Origin of the sequence: Hydrogenophaga sp. R2, from assembly GCF_049843595.1 — a bacterium.
GTDB lineage: Bacteria > Pseudomonadota > Gammaproteobacteria > Burkholderiales > Burkholderiaceae_C > Hydrogenophaga.
Window position 1 is genome coordinate 612,680 of record NZ_JBBHZN010000001.1, and the last position, 15,343, is coordinate 628,022.

Sequence of the window (15,343 nt, forward strand, 5' to 3'; positions counted from 1 at the left end):
GCCACTCCCAGACGCAACGCCGCCATCCCCCAGGTCCATGAGCATTCCTTCCCCCGGCAACCGGCATTCCCTTCTTGACCGCGACCACAGCATCCTTGCCTTCAACGAGCGGGTGATGGACTGGGCCCGCCGCCCCGATGTACCGCTGCTGGAGCGCCTGCGCTACCTGAGCATCGTCTCCAGCAACCTCGACGAGTTCTTCGAGGTGCGTGTGGCGCCGCACATCACGGCGGCCAAGGCCAACGAGCAGCGCGGCCTCTACACCGCCCAGACCTACGAACGCCTGTCCGACAAGGTGCACCAGCTGGTGGCCCAGCAGTACGCCATCTACAACGACGAGCTGCTGCCCCTGCTGGAGAAGAAGGGCATCAAGCTGGTCTCGCACGGTGAACGCACCACGTCGCAGCGGCGCTGGGTCAAAGACTTCTTCGTGGCCGAGGTGCAGCCGCTGCTCATGCCCGTGGGCCTGGACCCGGCGCACCCGTTTCCGCAGGTGGCCAACAAGTCGCTCAACTTCATCGTGCGGCTCTCGGGCAAGGACGCCTTCGGCCGCGAGAACGAGATCGCCATCGTCAAGGTGCCGCGCATCCTGCCGCGCTTCGTGCGCATGCCGCAGCCCAAGGGTTCGCGGCAGGCGCTGTTCGTCTCCATCTCCAGCCTGATCCGCTCGCACCTGGGCGACCTGTTCCCGGGCCGGCAGGTGACCGAGTTCTCGCAGTTCCGCGTCACCCGCCACTCCGACCTGGCGGTGGACGAGGAAGAGGTGAAGAACCTGCGCACCGCCCTGCGCAAGGGGCTGCAGCAGCGCCACTACGGTCAGGCCCTGCGGCTGGAGGTGTCGGCCGGTTGTTCGGAATTCCTCTCGGGCTTCCTGCTGGAGCAGTTCGGCCTGCCCGAGGCGGCGCTCTACCGCGTGCCCGGCCCGGTGAACCTGGTGCGCCTGAACCAGCTGATCGACAAGGTGGACGCGCCGGCCCTGCGCTTCGAGAGCTACAACGCCGGCTGGCCGGTGCAGCTCACGCCGGGCCAGTCGTACTTCGAGCGGCTGCAGCAGGGTGACGTGCTGATCCACCAGCCCTACGAGAGCTTCGATGCGGTGCTGGGCTTCCTGCGCGAAGCCGTGCAGGACCCGGATGTGCTGGCCATCAAGCAGACCATCTACCGCACCGGCGCCAAGTCCGAGCTGATGGAGCTGCTGCGCGAGGCGGTGCGCCGGGGCAAGGAAGTGACCGCCGTGGTGGAGCTCAAGGCCCGCTTCGACGAAGAGGCCAACATCAACTACGCCGAGCGGCTGGAGTCGGTGGGTGCCCAGGTGGTGTACGGCGTGGTGGGCCTGAAGACCCACGCCAAGATGTTGCTGGTGACCCGGCGCGAGGAGGGCGGCCTGCGCCGCTACGCGCACATGTCCACCGGCAACTACAACCCGGGCACGGCGCGGCTCTACACCGACCTGAGCTACCTCACCGCCGACCCGCTGCTCACCGCCGACCTGGACCAGATCTTCCTGCACCTGGCCAGCCAGAACCGGCTGCCCCGGCTGAACAAGGCGCTGATGGCGCCGTTCCACCTGCACAAGGCCATGCTGGAGAAGGTGGAGGCGGCCGGTGCAGCCGCGGCGGCCGGCAAGCCGGCCAGCATCGTGCTCAAGATGAATTCGCTCACCGACGAGCCCATGGCCCGTGCACTGGCCCATGCCTCGCAGCAGGGCGTGAAGATCGACCTGATCGTGCGCGGCGCCTGCGTGCTGCCGGCCCAGGTGCCCGGCTTCACCGACAACGTGCGGGTGCGTTCGGTGATCGGCCGGCTGCTGGAGCACTCCAGGGTGTTCCAGTTCCGCATCGACGGTCAGGAAGAGCTGTGGCTCTCCAGCGCCGACTGGATGAACCGGAACATGCTGCGCCGCATCGAGCTGGCCTGGCCGGTGACCGATCCGGTGCTGCGCAACCGCATCGTCGACGAATGCCTGCTGGCCTACCTGCACGACACGCGCGACGCCTGGCTGCTGCAGCCCGACGGCACCTATGTGCCGGCCTCGCAGGGCGGTGGCAGCCGTCGCGGCAAGGCGGTGCTGCACTCGGCGCAGTCCAGTCTGATGGCGCTGTACGGCACCAAGGGCTGAACCGGAGTCTGCGCATGGACCTGATCCTGTGGCGCCACGCCGAAGCCCATGAGCACCCCGATCCCCTGGAGGGGCAACCGGGCGACGAGGCCGATCTGGCCCGCCGGCTCACGCCGCGCGGCGAGAAGCAGGCGGCCCGCATGGCCAGCTGGCTGGACCGCCAGCTGCCCGAAGGCACGCGCATCTGGTGCAGCCCGGCCACCCGCTGCGAACAGACGGTGATGGCGCTGGGCCGCAAGTACCGCACCAGCGCCACCATCCTGCCCGAGGCTTCCTCGGGCGCCTTGCTCGACCTGGTGCACTGGCCCGAGGGCAAGTCGCCGGTGCTGGTGGTGGGGCATCAGCCCACGCTGGGCTGGGTCATCAGCCAGACCGTGGGCATGCAGCGCGATGAGTGCGCCGTCAAGAAGGGCGCCGTGTGGTGGCTGCGCCACCGCGAGCGCGCCGGGGAGCACCAGACGGTGATCCTTGCGGTGCAGACGCCCGAGCTGCTTTGACGGCCGGCTTGCGGGCTGCGGTCTTTGTTGCGGCCGCTTTTTTCGCGGGTGCCTTTTTCGCGGGTGCGGCCTTGGGGGCCTGCGTCGGCACCGGTTCCGCCTGAGGGCGTCCGGGCTTGAGCGTGGGCACGGCCGCCACGGCGGCCTTGAAGGCGGCGTCGCTCATGCCCACCAGGGCCATCAGGCCGGCGCGCAGCAGTTCGCTCTTCTTGACCGACGTGCCCAGCGCAATGGCCCGGGTCTTGAGCGCGTCGATGGCCGCGTACTCGGTCTTGGGGATGGTGAAGCTGTCGCGCACCAGCTTGGGCTTGCGGGTGGCGGATTTGCTGTCGGGTTTGCTGTCGGCCATGGGATCTCCCTGTGAACGTCCTGAAGGACAAAGGGATTCAGTGTAAATCGTATATACGGTTTACACCATGTGCCTTCCGCCTTGAGCCCGACCGGTTCAGCGGATGTCGGCGGTGAACTTCCAGGCCGTCTTCTGCCAGGCCAGCACTTCCTCGCTCAGCAGCCAGGCCGACTGCGGGTAGCGCCGTGCCCAGCCGGGCTGGGTGGTGAGCCGGAAGGCGCCGGCCTTGTAGCTCAGCCGCACGGCCGAGTGTTCCGGCATCTGGCGGGCGTGGCACAGCATCACCGCCAGCCGCAGGCACAGCAGCTGCTTGGCGAACAGCTCGTCCTGCAGCGCCTCTTCGAGCTTGCGCAGCTTGCCGCGCTGTCCCAGCACCAGCAGGCTCATGCGGTGCAGCTCGGGGATGGAGAAGCCGGGTGCGTCCACATGGTCCAGCACATAGGCGCCGTGGTGGTGGGCGCGGTCGTGGGAAATGTGGGTGCCGATCTCGTGCAGCCGGGCGGCCCAGGCCAGCTTCTGCGAATAGCGCTGGTTCTGGTCGTCCTGCGCGGCCACCTGCGCGAACAGGGCCATGGCCACCTCGCCCACGCGCCGGGCCTGGGCGGTGTCGATGGAGAAGCGCTGGCTGAGCCAGTTGACGGTGCGCTCGCGCACGTCGCCGCCGTCGGTCTCGCGGTCGATCAGGTCGTACAGGGCACCGTGGCGCAGCGCGCCTTGCGCCGGCAGCATCTGCTGGATGTCGAACAGGTCGAAGATGGCGCGCAGCACTGCCACACCGCCGGCAATCACCGGGCGGCGGTCGTCCTTGAGGCCGTCGAGCTTGAGCGCGTCGACATTGCCGGCGCGCACCAGGCGCTCGGTCAGCCAGTCCAGGCCGCTGCGGGTGACCAGGCCGGTGGCCCAGCCGTTGGCACCCAGCATCTCGGCCACGGCACTCACCGTGCCCGAGGAGCCATAGGCAACGTTCCATTCGGTGGGGGGGAAGGTGTCCAGCGCCTCGTCGAGCACGGCCTTGGCCGCCACCTCGGCGGTCTTGAAGGCGGCCGCGGTGACCACGCCGCGCTCGAAGTACCGCCCCGACCAGGCCACGCTGCCCAGCCGGTACGACTCCATGGCGTGGGCGGTGTAGCCCTGGCCCAGGATCATTTCGGTGGAACGGCCGCCGATGTCGACCACCAGCCGTTTTTCGTCGGAGTGCGGCAGCAGCCGCGACACGCCCTGGTAGATCAACCGGGCTTCCTCGTGGCCGGACACCACCTCGATGGCGAACCCCAGGATGGCCTGGGCGTGGCGCAGGAATTCCTCGCGGTTGCGGGCCTCGCGCAGGGTCTGGGTGGCCACGGCCCGCACCTGCTGCTTCTTGAAGCCGTGCAGGCGCTCGGCGAACCGGGCCAGGCATTCCCAGCCGCGCTGCATGGCGGCCTGGCTGAGCACCTTGTCGTCGTCCAGACCGCTGCCCTGGCGGACCGTCTCCTTGAGGTACTCGATCCGCTCGATGTGCCCGGAGTGGTAGCGACCGATCTCCAGCCGGAAGCTGTTGGAGCCGAGGTCGATGGCGGCGAGGAGGGTTCCGTTTTGCATTGCGGGATGGCGGGCCAGGGTCGGGCCGGTGCAGCGGGGTAGGGCCGTGGTGCGGCCCGGGGGCGGGTGCGCGAGCCCGGATTGTGACGCATGCCGGCGGTCCGGTCCGGCTGTGTGACAGCGGTTTGTGTGTCACGTCAATGTCACAAACGCTGCCTAAAGTCCCGCCTGTCCCCCATCACCTACCGCAAGGACCCGCATGAACACCAAACGCACCCTCCTCAAGTCCGTGGCCGCCGCCGCTCTGGCCACCCTCGCGCTGGGTTCGGCCCATGCCGCCGACATCACCGGCGCCGGCGCCACGTTCCCGTTCCCGATCTATGCCAAGTGGGCCGAGATGTACAAGGCCCAGACCGGCGTGGGCCTGAACTACCAGTCCATCGGTTCGTCGGGCGGCATCCGCCAGATCCGCGCCAAGACCGTGGCCTTCGGTGCCACCGACGCCCCGGTGTCGGGCGCCGACCTGGACAAGGACGGCATGGTGCAGTTCCCCGCCATCATCGGCGGCACCGTGCCGGTCTTCAACCTCGACGGTTTCAAGCCGGGTGAAGTCCGCATCACCGGTGCTGTGCTGGCCGACATGTTCCTGGGCAAGATCGCCAACTGGAACGACCCCAAGATCGCCGCCCTGAACCCGGGCAAGACCTTCCCCAACCAGGCCATCACCGTGGTGCACCGCGCCGACGGCTCCGGCACCACCTTCAACTGGACCGACTACCTCAGCGTGGTGAGCAAGGACTGGGCCGACACCGTGGGCAAGGGTGCTGCCGTCAAGTGGCCCGCCGCCAGCTCGGTCGGTGGCCGTGGCAACGAGGGCGTGGCCGCCAACGTGACCCGCACCCGCGGCTCCATCGGCTACGTGGAATACGCCTACGCCAAGAAGAACAAGATCCCCCACATGCAGCTGCAGAACGCCGACGGCAACTTCGTGGAGCCGGACGACACCACCTTCGCCGCTGCCGCTGCCGGCGTGGACTGGTTCAGCGTGCCGGGCATGGGCGTGTCCATGGTCAACGCCAAGGGCAAGAACGCCTGGCCGGTGAGCACCGCCTCCTTCATCCTCATGTACAAGGACCCGGCCGACAAGGCGGCATCGGCCGAAGTGCTGAAGTTCTTCGACTGGTCCTTCAAGAACGGCAAGCAGGCCGCCCTGGACCTGGACTACGTGCCCATGCCCGACGCCGTGACGGCCCAGATCCGCCAGCGCGTCTGGTCGCAGATCGCCAAGTAATCCTGGGTCGAATCGTCCCGCTTCCACCCGCCGCCCGATCCCGATCGGTCGGCGGGTTTGCGGTTTACAGTCTGTGACGACGACCCGGAGGGGGTCATGAACACCAACACCACTACAGCAGACAGCCCCATGGCAAGCCCCATCGATTCCACGTTCCGTCGCCAGGAGGAGCGCGACGCCGAGCAGATGCAGGCCATCGCACGCCGCCAGCGCCTGCAGGACGCCATCTTCCACCGGCTCACCCAGGCCTTCTCGTTGCTGGTGCTGGTGGCCCTGGTGGGCATCATCGCTTCCCTGTTCTACAACGCCTGGCCCACCTTCCAGAAATTCGGCCTGAAGTTCCTGTGGACGGTGGAGTGGGACATCGTCAACGAGGAATTCGGCGCGGCCATCGCCATCGTCGGCACCCTGCTGAGCGCCAGCATCGCCATGGTGATCGCGGTGCCGCTGGCCTTCGGCATCGCCCTGTTCCTGACCGAAACCTGCCCCGTGTGGCTGCGCCGCCCGCTGGGCACGGCCATCGAGCTGCTGGCGGCCGTGCCCTCCATCATCTACGGCATGTTCGGCCTGTTCGTGTTCGCGCCCATCTTTGCCGACTACATGCAGATGCCGCTGCAGACCCTGCTGGGCGGCATGCCGCTGGTGGGCTGGCTGTTCGGTGGCGCCACCAACGGCCTGGGCATCATGGCCGCCGGCGTGATCCTGGCCTTCATGATCCTGCCCTTCATCGCCGCCGTGATGCGCGACGTGTTCGAGATCACCCCGCCCATCCTGCGCGAGTCGGCCTATGGCCTGGGCTGCACCACCTGGGAGGTGGTGCGCAAGGTGGTGCTGCCGTACACCCAGAAGGGCGTCATCGGCGGCATCATGCTCGGCCTGGGCCGTGCCCTGGGCGAGACCATGGCGGTGACCTTCGTCATCGGCAACGCCAACCGCATGCCGGGCACGCTGTTCTCGCCCGGCACCTCGATCGCGTCGGTGCTGGCCAACGAGTTCGGCGAAGCCGCCGAGCTGCACTTCAACACCCTGTTTGCACTGGGCTTCCTGCTGTTCTGCATCACCTTCCTGGTGCTGGCGGCGGCCAAGTGGATGATCATCCGCGCCGAAAAGGCCAAGGGCTTCTGAGCCGGAACCAGGATTCCCCATGGAAATCAACGCCTCCCTCTACGCCCGCCGCCGCCGCGCCAACTGGATCGGCCTGACGCTGTCCATGTCGGCCATGGCCCTGGGCCTGTTCGTGCTGCTCTGGATCCTGTGGGTGCTGTTCTCCAACGGCATTGCCGGGCTGGACGCCAACATCTTCACCGCCGACACCCCGGCCCCGGGTTCGGAAGGCGGTGGTCTGCGCAATGCCCTGCTGGGCAGCCTGATGATCGTGGGCCTGTCGGTGCTGGTCTCCACGCCGGTGGGCATCCTGGCTGGCGTGTACCTGGCCGAGTACGGCGACACCAGCAAGACCGCCGAGCTCACCCGCTTCGTCACCGACATCATGCTGTCGGCGCCCTCCATCGTGCTGGGCCTGTTCGTGTACGCCATTGCGGTGGCCACGGTGGGCAACTTCTCGGGGTATGCCGGCAGCCTGGCGCTGTCGCTGATCGCCATCCCGGTGGTGGTGCGCACCACCGAGAACATGCTGCGCCTGGTGCCCGGCAGCCTGCGCGAAGCCGCCTTCGCCCTGGGCGCGCCGCGCTGGAAGGTGGCCACCATGGTCACGCTGCGCGCGGCCAAGAGCGGCGTGATCACCGGCCTGCTGCTGGCCGTGGCCCGCATCAGCGGCGAGACCGCGCCGCTGCTGTTCACCGCCCTGAACAACCAGTTCTTCAGCACCGACATGGGCGGCCCCATGGCCAACCTGCCGGTGGTGATCTTCCAGTTCGCGCTCAGCCCGTACGACAACTGGATCCGCCTGGCCTGGAGCGGGGCGCTGATCATCACCCTGACCGTGCTGGTGCTCAACATCCTGGCCCGCGTGGTGTTCCGCGAAAAGACCAAGGTCTGACGCCCCGATCCGCCGCCTGCCGAACCGAACCCCATCTCTGAGGAAAACGACATGTCCGACACCGCCATGGTCATCAACCGCGAGAACCTGGCCCGCCCCGTGGCCGCCTCCGGCGAGCCGGTGCGCAATGCCATCGAGGTCCGCAACCTGAACTTCTTCTACGGCAAGTTCCAGGGTCTCAAGGACATCAACCTGGACATCCAGGAAAAGCGCGTGACCGCCTTCATCGGCCCCTCGGGCTGCGGCAAGTCCACGCTGCTGCGCACGCTCAACCGCATGTACAGCCTCTACCCCGGCCAGCGCGCCGAGGGCTCCATCAGCTTCTACGGCGAGAACATCCTCGACCCCAAGCAGGACATCAACCTGCTGCGCGCCCGCATCGGCATGGTGTTCCAGAAGCCCACGCCGTTCCCCATGTCCATCTACGACAACATCGCCTTCGGCGTGAAGCTCTACGAGAACCTCTCGCGCAGCGACATGGACGAGCGGGTGGAATGGGCCCTGACCAAGGCCGCCCTGTGGAAGGAAGTGAAGGACAAGCTGGGCCAGAGCGGCCTGTCGCTCTCCGGTGGCCAGCAGCAGCGCCTGTGCATCGCGCGCAGCGTGGCGGTCAAGCCCTCGGTGCTGCTGCTCGACGAGCCCACCTCGGCGCTGGACCCCATCTCCACCGGCAAGGTGGAGGAGCTGGTGCACGAGCTCAAGCAGGACTACACGATCGCCATCGTGACCCACAACATGCAGCAGGCCGCCCGCTGCAGCGACTACACCGCCTACATGTACCTGGGCGAGCTGATCGAGTTCGGCGCCACCGAGCAGATCTTCTTCAAGCCGGCCAAGTCGGCCACCGAGGACTACATCACCGGCCGTTTCGGCTGATCCGGCGCATCCCACAGGAGACCCCATGAGCGACAAACACCTCTCCAGCCAGTTCGACGCCGAACTCAACTCCATCTCCACCCACGTGCTGGAGATGGGCGGCATGGTCGAAGCCCAGCTCCACCAGGCGGTCTATGCCCTGGTCCACATGAGCCTGGAGACCGCCCACCAGGTGATCGAGAACGAGGCCCGCATCAACCAGATGGAGCTGCAGATCGACCACGAGATCATCTCCACCATCGGCCGGCGCCAGCCCACCGCGCGCGACCTGCGCTTCCTAATGGCCATCTCGCGCACCACGCAGAACCTGGAGCGCGCCGGTGACGAGGTCGCCCGCATCGCCCGCATGGTCAAGTCCATCATCGAGAACGGCACGCCGCGCAACCTGCCCAGCTCCGAGCTGCGCGTGGCCTCCGACCTGGCCGCCTCCATGCTGCGCAAGACGCTGGATTCGTTTGCCCGCCTGGACACCACCATGGCACTGGCCATCATCAAGGGCGACGACGACATCGACCGCGAGTACAACGGCTTCCTGCGCAAGCTCATCACCTACATGATGGAAGACCCGCGCACCATCTCGCCCAGCCTGGACCTGCTGTTCCTGGCCAAGTCCATCGAGCGGGTCGGCGACCACGCCAAGAACATCGCCGAGCAGATCATCTTCATCGTCAAGGGCGAAGACATCCGCCATGTCCCGGTGGACAAGGTGGCTTCGGTGGTCGGATGAGAAAGCTGCCCCGCGTGCTGGTGGTCGAGGACGAACCCTCGATCGCCGAACTGATCGCCGTCAACCTGCGCCACAACGGCTTTGCGCCCACCGTCGTGTTCGACGGGGCTGCTGCCCAGCGCGAGGTGGACGCCGTGCTGCCCGACGTCATCCTGCTGGACTGGATGCTGCCCGGCGAAAGCGGTGCCTCGCTGGCGCGCCAGTGGCGCAAGCAGGAGCGGACCAAGACGGTGCCCATCCTCATGCTCACGGCCCGCAGCGACGAGTCCGACAAGGTGCAGGGCCTGGACGCCGGCGCCGACGACTACATCACCAAGCCGTTCTCCACCCAGGAGCTCATGGCCCGCATCCGCGCCGTGCTGCGCCGCCGCGCGCCCGAGGTGGTCAACGACTCGGTGCAGGTGGGTGAACTCACGCTGGATGCCGCCACCTACCGGGTGAGCTTCCGGGGCAGCGAGCTCAAGGTCGGGCCGACCGAGTTCAAGCTGCTGCACTACCTCATGAAGCACGCCGAGCGCGTGCACTCGCGTGGTACGCTGCTCGACAAGGTCTGGGGAGACCATGTGTTCATCGAGGAGCGGACCGTGGACGTGCACGTCAAACGCCTGAGGGAGTCGCTGGGCCAGGCGGCCAGCATGATCGAGACCGTGCGGGGTGCCGGCTACCGCCTGACCGCACAGGGCAGCGGCATCCGTCCGGCCCAGGGAACCTCCGCTTCCGCCGCATGACCCGGCGGGTGATCGAACTGCTGCTGCTGGTGGCACTGGCAGCGGTGTGGGGCTGGTCGCGCGACTCCGCCCCCATGGCGGTGGGCGGTGCCCTGGTGGGCGCCCTGGTCTGGGCCGTCATCGACAGCCTGCGGGCCAACCGCGTGCTCAAGTGGCTCAACAAGGCCGACGTGTCCCGCGCCCCCGACATGACCGGCACCTGGGGCGAGGTGCTCGACCGCTGCCGCCGTCTGGTGAAGAAGCTCGAGAAGAAGGCCCAGAGCAGCGATGCCCGGCTGGAAGACTTCCTGTCGGCCATCCAGGCCTCGCCCAATGGCGTGGTGCTGCTGGACGCCAGCGGCCGCATCGAATGGGCCAACCTGACGGCATCGAGCCATCTGGGCTTCGACCCCCAGCGCGACCTGGGCCAGTACGTGCGCAACATGGTGCGCAACCCGGCGTTTTCCACCTACCTGGCCGAGGGCGACTTCAGCCACGAGATCCAGGTCGACGGCATCGGGCCGCGTCCCTCGCAGCCCAGCCGCATCTCGCTGCAGATCCACCCCTACGGCAAGAAGCGCAAGCTCATGCTCACCCGCGACGTGACGGCGGTGCAGCTGGCCGAGACCATGCGGCGCGACTTCGTGGCCAACGTCTCGCACGAGATCCGCACCCCGCTCACCGTGCTCAGCGGCTTCGTGGAAACCATGCAGAGCCTGCCGCTGGACGATGCCGAGCGGGCCCGCTACCTCGAACTCATGAGCCAGCAGGCCCAGCGCATGCAGACGCTGGTGAGCGACCTGCTCACGCTCTCCCGCCTGGAGGGCAGCCCGGCACCGGGTCTGGCCGAGTGGTCCGACGCCGAGGAGCTGCTGGGTCATGTGGTGCAGGAGGCGCGCGGCCTGAGCATGGCGATTGCCACCACCCCGCACCGCATCGAGCCGGTGGGCGGGGAACGCTTCTGGATTGCCGGCAGCAAGAGCGAACTGCTCAGCGCCATGTCCAACCTGCTGAGCAACGCGGTGCGGTACACGCCGGGTGGCGGCCTGATCGAGCCCGGCTGGCGGCTGCACGAGGACGGATCGGCCGAATTCTTCGTCAAGGACAACGGCCCCGGCATCGCGGCGGAGCACCTGCCGCGCCTGACCGAGCGCTTCTACCGCGTGGACCGCAGCCGCTCCCGCGAGACCGGCGGCACGGGCCTGGGGCTGGCCATCGTCAAGCACGTGGCCCAGCGCCATGGCGGACAGCTGGATGTGCAGAGCGTGCAGGGCGAGGGCTCGAGCTTCATGATCGCGCTGCCGGCCAACCGCGTGCGCCGCTACGCACCGTCCTGATGCGGGCCGGGCTCAGCGCCCGATGCGTCGGTACACCAGCAGCGTTTCCTTGCTGTCGCCCAGGCGGCTCACCGCGGCCTGGTAGGCCCAGTCGGTCAGCGCCACCCGCTGGTCCAGGGTGGGCTGGGAGGCCGGCGACACCACCATCACGCGGCAGCGGGCCTCGCCCGGCGACACCGAGGGCACCACCGTGAGCCCGCCGTGGTAGCGCAGCGCGGTGATCTGTCCCGCGTTCAGGCCATCGGCCATCACGCAGCTGCCCGGTGGCACCAGGGTGGCGATACGGCGCGACAAGGGGCCGTAGCTGCGGCCGAAGTCCAGCAGCGGCAGCCACAGGGTCATGAGCAGCAGCCAGCACAGGATGGCGCCGGCCGAGGGCAGCACCAGGCTCTTCCACAGGGCCTGCCGGTGGCGGCCCACGCGCCAGCTCACCAGCCAGACCCAGGCCAGCGTGGCCAGCAGCCCGAGCAGGAAGGGCAGAAAGGCGAACTCGGGCACGAAGCCCGGGGCCAGCTTGGCCACATTGGCGGCCGGCTTGGCCGGCACGCCGGTCATCATGGCCACCCAGATCACCCAGATGATGAGCGCGCAGCCGGAGAAGAACAGCAGGGTGAACCAGTCGATCAGGGCCGACACGCTGCGCTTGAGCGTGGGCAGCGCAAAGGCCGCCAGGGCCGCCAGGCCGGGCAGCGCGGTGAGCAGGGCCCGGTCGCGCTCGTCGGCCAGTGCGCTGGTCAGCACGCCCACCGCCACCAGCCACAGCGGCAGCGCCACATGGGGCGCCAGCCACTGGCGCCGCCAGCGCCACAGCGTCCACAGGGCCAGCGGCCAGGCCGGCCAGGTGAACCACAGCAGCAGGCGGGCAAAGCTGTCGGCATCGTCGGTGCGGGGGGTCCAGCTCGACGGGGCCAGGCCGCCGCTGAGCCATTCGCCCAGGGCCAGGGCCAGCAGCCAGATCAGGCCGGCCATCCAGCCGGGGTGCGAGCGCCGGGTCGAGAGCGTGAGCATCCAGACCAGACCCAGTGCCGCCAGCGGCAGCACTGCGTCGCTCAGGGCCAGCACGGCGCAGCCGGCGGCCCAGATGAGCAGGCTGCGCCAGGGGCGGGGTGCGTCGGGCGAGAGCAGGCGGGCCGCACCCAGCAGCAGCAGGGCCACGCCGGTCAGGCGGACCAGGTCGGGTGTGGTTTCGTGCGAGAGCTGGGCCAGACCCAGGCAGGCCACCAGCGCCAGCAACCCCGCGTCGGCCAGGGCCCGCGCATAGTCGGTCGGGTGGGCCTCGCCCCCGAAGGCAAACGCCACGGGCAGCGCCGCCGGTTGCCGCGCCAGGTGGTAGACCGTGTACCAGGTGGCCGCCAGCGTGACGCCGAGCAGGCCGATGAAGGGCAGGCGGGCCGCCAGTGCCGGCTCGAGGAAGGGCAGGGCCCGGATGGCGGCGGCCCCCAGCCAGTAGGGCAGCAGCGCGGGGTCGGCCAGCGGTTGTCCCAGCACGGCCGGTTGCAGCCACTGGCCGATGCCGGTGGCCATCTCCAGCATGGCGCCAAAGGCCGCCACGTCCGCCAGCTTCCAGGGCTCCCTGCCCAGGAAACCCGGCAGCACGTAGGCGGCGCAGAACAGCAGCAGGGCCCAGCGCGGCAGGCGCCGGACGGCGGCCTGGGTGACGATGGCGGGCGTGGGCTGGTTCACGGCGTTGGACTATACCGGCGAAAAAAAGGCAGCTGACCTGCAGCTGCCTTCTTGTGAAGCGTGACCTCGCAATTACGCGGCGGTGCGCTTGAACTTGTTGCGGAACTTCTCCACGCGACCACCCATGTTGTCCACGGTCTTCTGGGTGCCCGTGTAGAAGGGGTGCGATTCGCTGGTGGTTTCCAGCTTGACCAGCGGCAGTTCACGGCCGTCGTCGAGCTTGATCTTTTCCTTGGTGGTGACGCACGAACGGGTCACGAACTGGAAGTTGTTCGACATGTCGACGAACACGACTTCTCGGTAATCGGGGTGGATGCCCTCTTTCATGGAGATTCCTTGGGGTTCAGTGGCGGCAGCCGCAGCGAAACCCGTTTCCGCTGTACTTGCCGCTCAAGCAAAGCCTGTGAGTATACCAGTGCTGCCGGGCGTCAGCCGCCGCGGCGCATCATGTCGAAGAATTCGGAGTTGTTCTTGGTGGCCTTCATGCTCTTGAGCACCATCTCCATGGCCTCGATCTCGTCCATGTTGTACATGAACTGGCGCAGGATCCGGGTCTTCTGCAGGATCTCGGGCTGCAGCAGCAGCTCTTCGCGGCGGGTGCCGCTGCGGTTGAGCTGGATGGAGGGGAACACGCGCTTCTCGTAGAGGCGGCGGTCGAGGTGGATCTCGCAGTTGCCGGTGCCCTTGAACTCTTCAAAGATCACCTCGTCCATGCGCGAGCCGGTGTCGACCAGCGCGGTGGCGATGATGGTCAGCGAGCCGCCTTCCTCGACCTTGCGGGCCGCACCGAAGAAGCGCTTGGGGCGCTGCAGGGCGTTGGCGTCCACACCGCCGGTGAGCACCTTGCCGGACGACGGCAGCACGTTGTTGTAGGCGCGGGCCAGACGGGTGATGGAGTCGAGCATGATCACCACGTCCTTCTTGAGCTCGACCAGGCGCTTGGCGCGCTCGATCACCATCTCGGCCACGTGCACATGGCGGGCGGCCGGCTCGTCGAAGGTGGAGGCGATCACCTCGCCGCGCACGGTGCGCTGCATCTCGGTCACTTCCTCGGGGCGCTCGTCCACCAGCAGCACCATGAGTTCCACGTCGGGGTGGTTGGTGGTGATGGCGTGGCAGATGTGCTGCATCATGACCGTCTTGCCGCTCTTGGGCGGGGCCACGATCAGGGCGCGCTGGCCGCGACCGATGGGCGCAATGATGTCGATGATGCGGCCGGTGATGTTCTCGTCGCTCTTGATGTCGCGTTCCAGACGCATCTGTTCCTTGGGGAACAGCGGCGTGAGGTTCTCGAACATGATCTTGTGCTTGTTGTCCTCGGGGGGCAGGCCGTTGATCTTGTCGAGCTTGTTGAGTGCGAAGTAGCGTTCGCCGTCCTTGGGGATGCGGACCTCGCCCTCGATCATGTCGCCGGTGTGCAGGTTGAAGCGGCGGATCTGGCTGGGCGAGATGTAGATGTCGTCGGTGCTGGCCGTGTAGCTGGTGTCCGGCGCCCGCAGGAAGCCGAAGCCGTCCGGCAGCACCTCCAGCACGCCGTCGGCGTACACCAGCTCGCCACCCTTGGCCCGCTTCTTGATGATGGCGAACATGAGCTCTTGCTTGCGCATGCGGCCGGTGTTCTCGATCTCAAGGGCATCTGCCTGCTTGAGGACTTCAGACACGTGCAGTGCCTTGAGTTCGTTGAGGTGCATGGAATTCACTCCGTGGGGGAGTTGCTTCGGGGAACCGGGGGGAGGGGCGCGGGGGTCCTGAGGTGGACGCTGCGCGGGAGGGGCACGTGCCTGGGTCGGGCCTGCTGCGCGAAATTATGACAGGAAACGGCGACGGTCAACCGACGGTGCCGACAGCCCGGGCGGTGCCGCCCGGGCCACGGGGTCAGACCAGCTGCTGGTCGATGAACTGGGTGAGCTGGGCCTTGCTGAGGGCGCCGACCTTGGTGGCGGCCAGCTGGCCGTCCTTGAACAGCATCAGCGTGGGGATGCCGCGGATGCCGAACTTGGCCGGCACGTCACGGTTCTCGTCCACATTGAGCTTGGCCACCTGCAGCTTGCCGCTGTAGGCGCCGGCCACCTCGTCCAGGATGGGGGCGATCATCTTGCAGGGGCCGCACCACTCGGCCCAGAAATCCACCAGCACCGGGGCCTTGGATTCCAGCACGTCGGTCTGGAAACTGGCATCGGAAACGTGTTTGATCAGGTCGCTGGCCATGCTGGGGTCCTCTGGAGATGTCGATGAGC

The 15,343-nt window shown here is 67.8% G+C and carries 15 protein-coding genes; 9 read left to right on the plus strand and 6 right to left on the minus strand.

Annotated elements, in window-relative coordinates; genetic code table 11:
• Positions 1-37 precede the first annotated feature (37 nt).
• Together ppk1 and WD026_RS03000 are read left to right on the plus strand one after the other, a co-directional pair.
• A complete protein-coding gene (ppk1, locus tag WD026_RS02995; RefSeq protein ID WP_425722168.1) occupies positions 38-2,119 on the plus strand; it encodes a polyphosphate kinase 1 in 2,082 nt (693 codons plus the stop codon).
• Between the two features lie 14 nt (positions 2,120-2,133).
• Positions 2,134-2,616 (plus strand): SixA phosphatase family protein, encoded by a 483-nt coding sequence (locus WD026_RS03000; RefSeq protein ID WP_425722169.1) that lies wholly within the window; start codon positions 2,134-2,136, stop codon positions 2,614-2,616.
• On the opposite strand, the gene WD026_RS03005 is transcribed toward WD026_RS03000, so the two are convergent.
• Positions 2,522-2,965 carry a hypothetical protein gene (locus tag WD026_RS03005; RefSeq protein WP_425722170.1) on the minus strand — a complete coding sequence of 148 codons (444 nt, stop codon included), beginning with the start codon at positions 2,963-2,965 and terminating at the stop codon, positions 2,522-2,524. The genes WD026_RS03000 and WD026_RS03005 overlap by 95 nt on opposite strands.
• A 96-nt stretch (positions 2,966-3,061) precedes the next feature.
• Complete coding sequence (ppx, locus tag WD026_RS03010; RefSeq protein ID WP_425722171.1) at positions 3,062-4,546, minus strand: exopolyphosphatase; 1,485 nt, start codon at positions 4,544-4,546, stop codon at positions 3,062-3,064.
• A 199-nt stretch (positions 4,547-4,745) separates the two neighbouring features.
• On the opposite strand from ppx, the gene pstS reads away from it, so the two are divergent.
• From pstS to phoR, 7 genes are all read left to right on the plus strand, one after another.
• On the plus strand, positions 4,746-5,777 hold the full coding sequence (gene pstS / locus WD026_RS03015; RefSeq protein WP_425722172.1) for a phosphate ABC transporter substrate-binding protein PstS: 1,032 nt from the start codon (positions 4,746-4,748) through the stop codon (positions 5,775-5,777).
• Between the two features lie 129 nt (positions 5,778-5,906).
• Positions 5,907-6,902 carry a phosphate ABC transporter permease subunit PstC gene (gene pstC / locus WD026_RS03020; protein WP_425723192.1) on the plus strand — a complete coding sequence of 332 codons (996 nt, stop codon included), beginning with the start codon at positions 5,907-5,909 and terminating at the stop codon, positions 6,900-6,902.
• Positions 6,903-6,921: 19 nt separating this feature from the next.
• Positions 6,922-7,776: a phosphate ABC transporter permease PstA gene (gene pstA / locus WD026_RS03025; protein WP_425722173.1), complete on the plus strand. Its 855-nt coding sequence runs from the start codon at positions 6,922-6,924 to the stop codon at positions 7,774-7,776.
• A 66-nt stretch (positions 7,777-7,842) separates the two neighbouring features.
• On the plus strand, positions 7,843-8,652 hold the full coding sequence (gene pstB, locus WD026_RS03030; RefSeq protein ID WP_425723193.1) for a phosphate ABC transporter ATP-binding protein PstB: 810 nt from the start codon (positions 7,843-7,845) through the stop codon (positions 8,650-8,652).
• Between the two features lie 25 nt (positions 8,653-8,677).
• Positions 8,678-9,379: a phosphate signaling complex protein PhoU gene (gene phoU / locus WD026_RS03035; RefSeq protein ID WP_425722174.1), complete on the plus strand. Its 702-nt coding sequence runs from the start codon at positions 8,678-8,680 to the stop codon at positions 9,377-9,379.
• Positions 9,376-10,107, plus strand: a complete 732-nt coding sequence (gene phoB, locus WD026_RS03040; protein WP_425722175.1) for a phosphate regulon transcriptional regulator PhoB — start codon at positions 9,376-9,378, stop codon at positions 10,105-10,107. The genes phoU and phoB overlap by 4 nt, the downstream gene beginning before the upstream one ends.
• Entirely contained in the window at positions 10,104-11,423 is a 1,320-nt protein-coding gene (phoR, locus tag WD026_RS03045; RefSeq protein ID WP_425722176.1) for a phosphate regulon sensor histidine kinase PhoR, read from the plus strand. The genes phoB and phoR overlap by 4 nt, the downstream gene beginning before the upstream one ends.
• A gap of 12 nt (positions 11,424-11,435) precedes the next feature.
• Here the strand turns inward: phoR and WD026_RS03050 are convergent, their stop codons facing one another.
• From WD026_RS03050 to trxA, 4 genes are all read right to left on the minus strand, one after another.
• On the minus strand, positions 11,436-13,106 hold the full coding sequence (locus WD026_RS03050) for a hypothetical protein (protein ID WP_425722177.1): 1,671 nt from the start codon (positions 13,104-13,106) through the stop codon (positions 11,436-11,438).
• A gap of 72 nt (positions 13,107-13,178) precedes the next feature.
• Complete coding sequence (locus WD026_RS03055; protein WP_425722178.1) at positions 13,179-13,433, minus strand: type B 50S ribosomal protein L31; 255 nt, start codon at positions 13,431-13,433, stop codon at positions 13,179-13,181.
• A 101-nt stretch (positions 13,434-13,534) separates the two neighbouring features.
• Positions 13,535-14,797, minus strand: coding sequence for a transcription termination factor Rho (rho, locus tag WD026_RS03060; RefSeq protein ID WP_425722179.1), 1,263 nt, complete (start codon positions 14,795-14,797; stop codon positions 13,535-13,537).
• A gap of 184 nt (positions 14,798-14,981) precedes the next feature.
• Positions 14,982-15,314 (minus strand): thioredoxin TrxA, encoded by a 333-nt coding sequence (gene trxA / locus WD026_RS03065; protein WP_425722180.1) that lies wholly within the window; start codon positions 15,312-15,314, stop codon positions 14,982-14,984.
• Between the last annotated feature and the right edge of the window lie 29 nt (positions 15,315-15,343).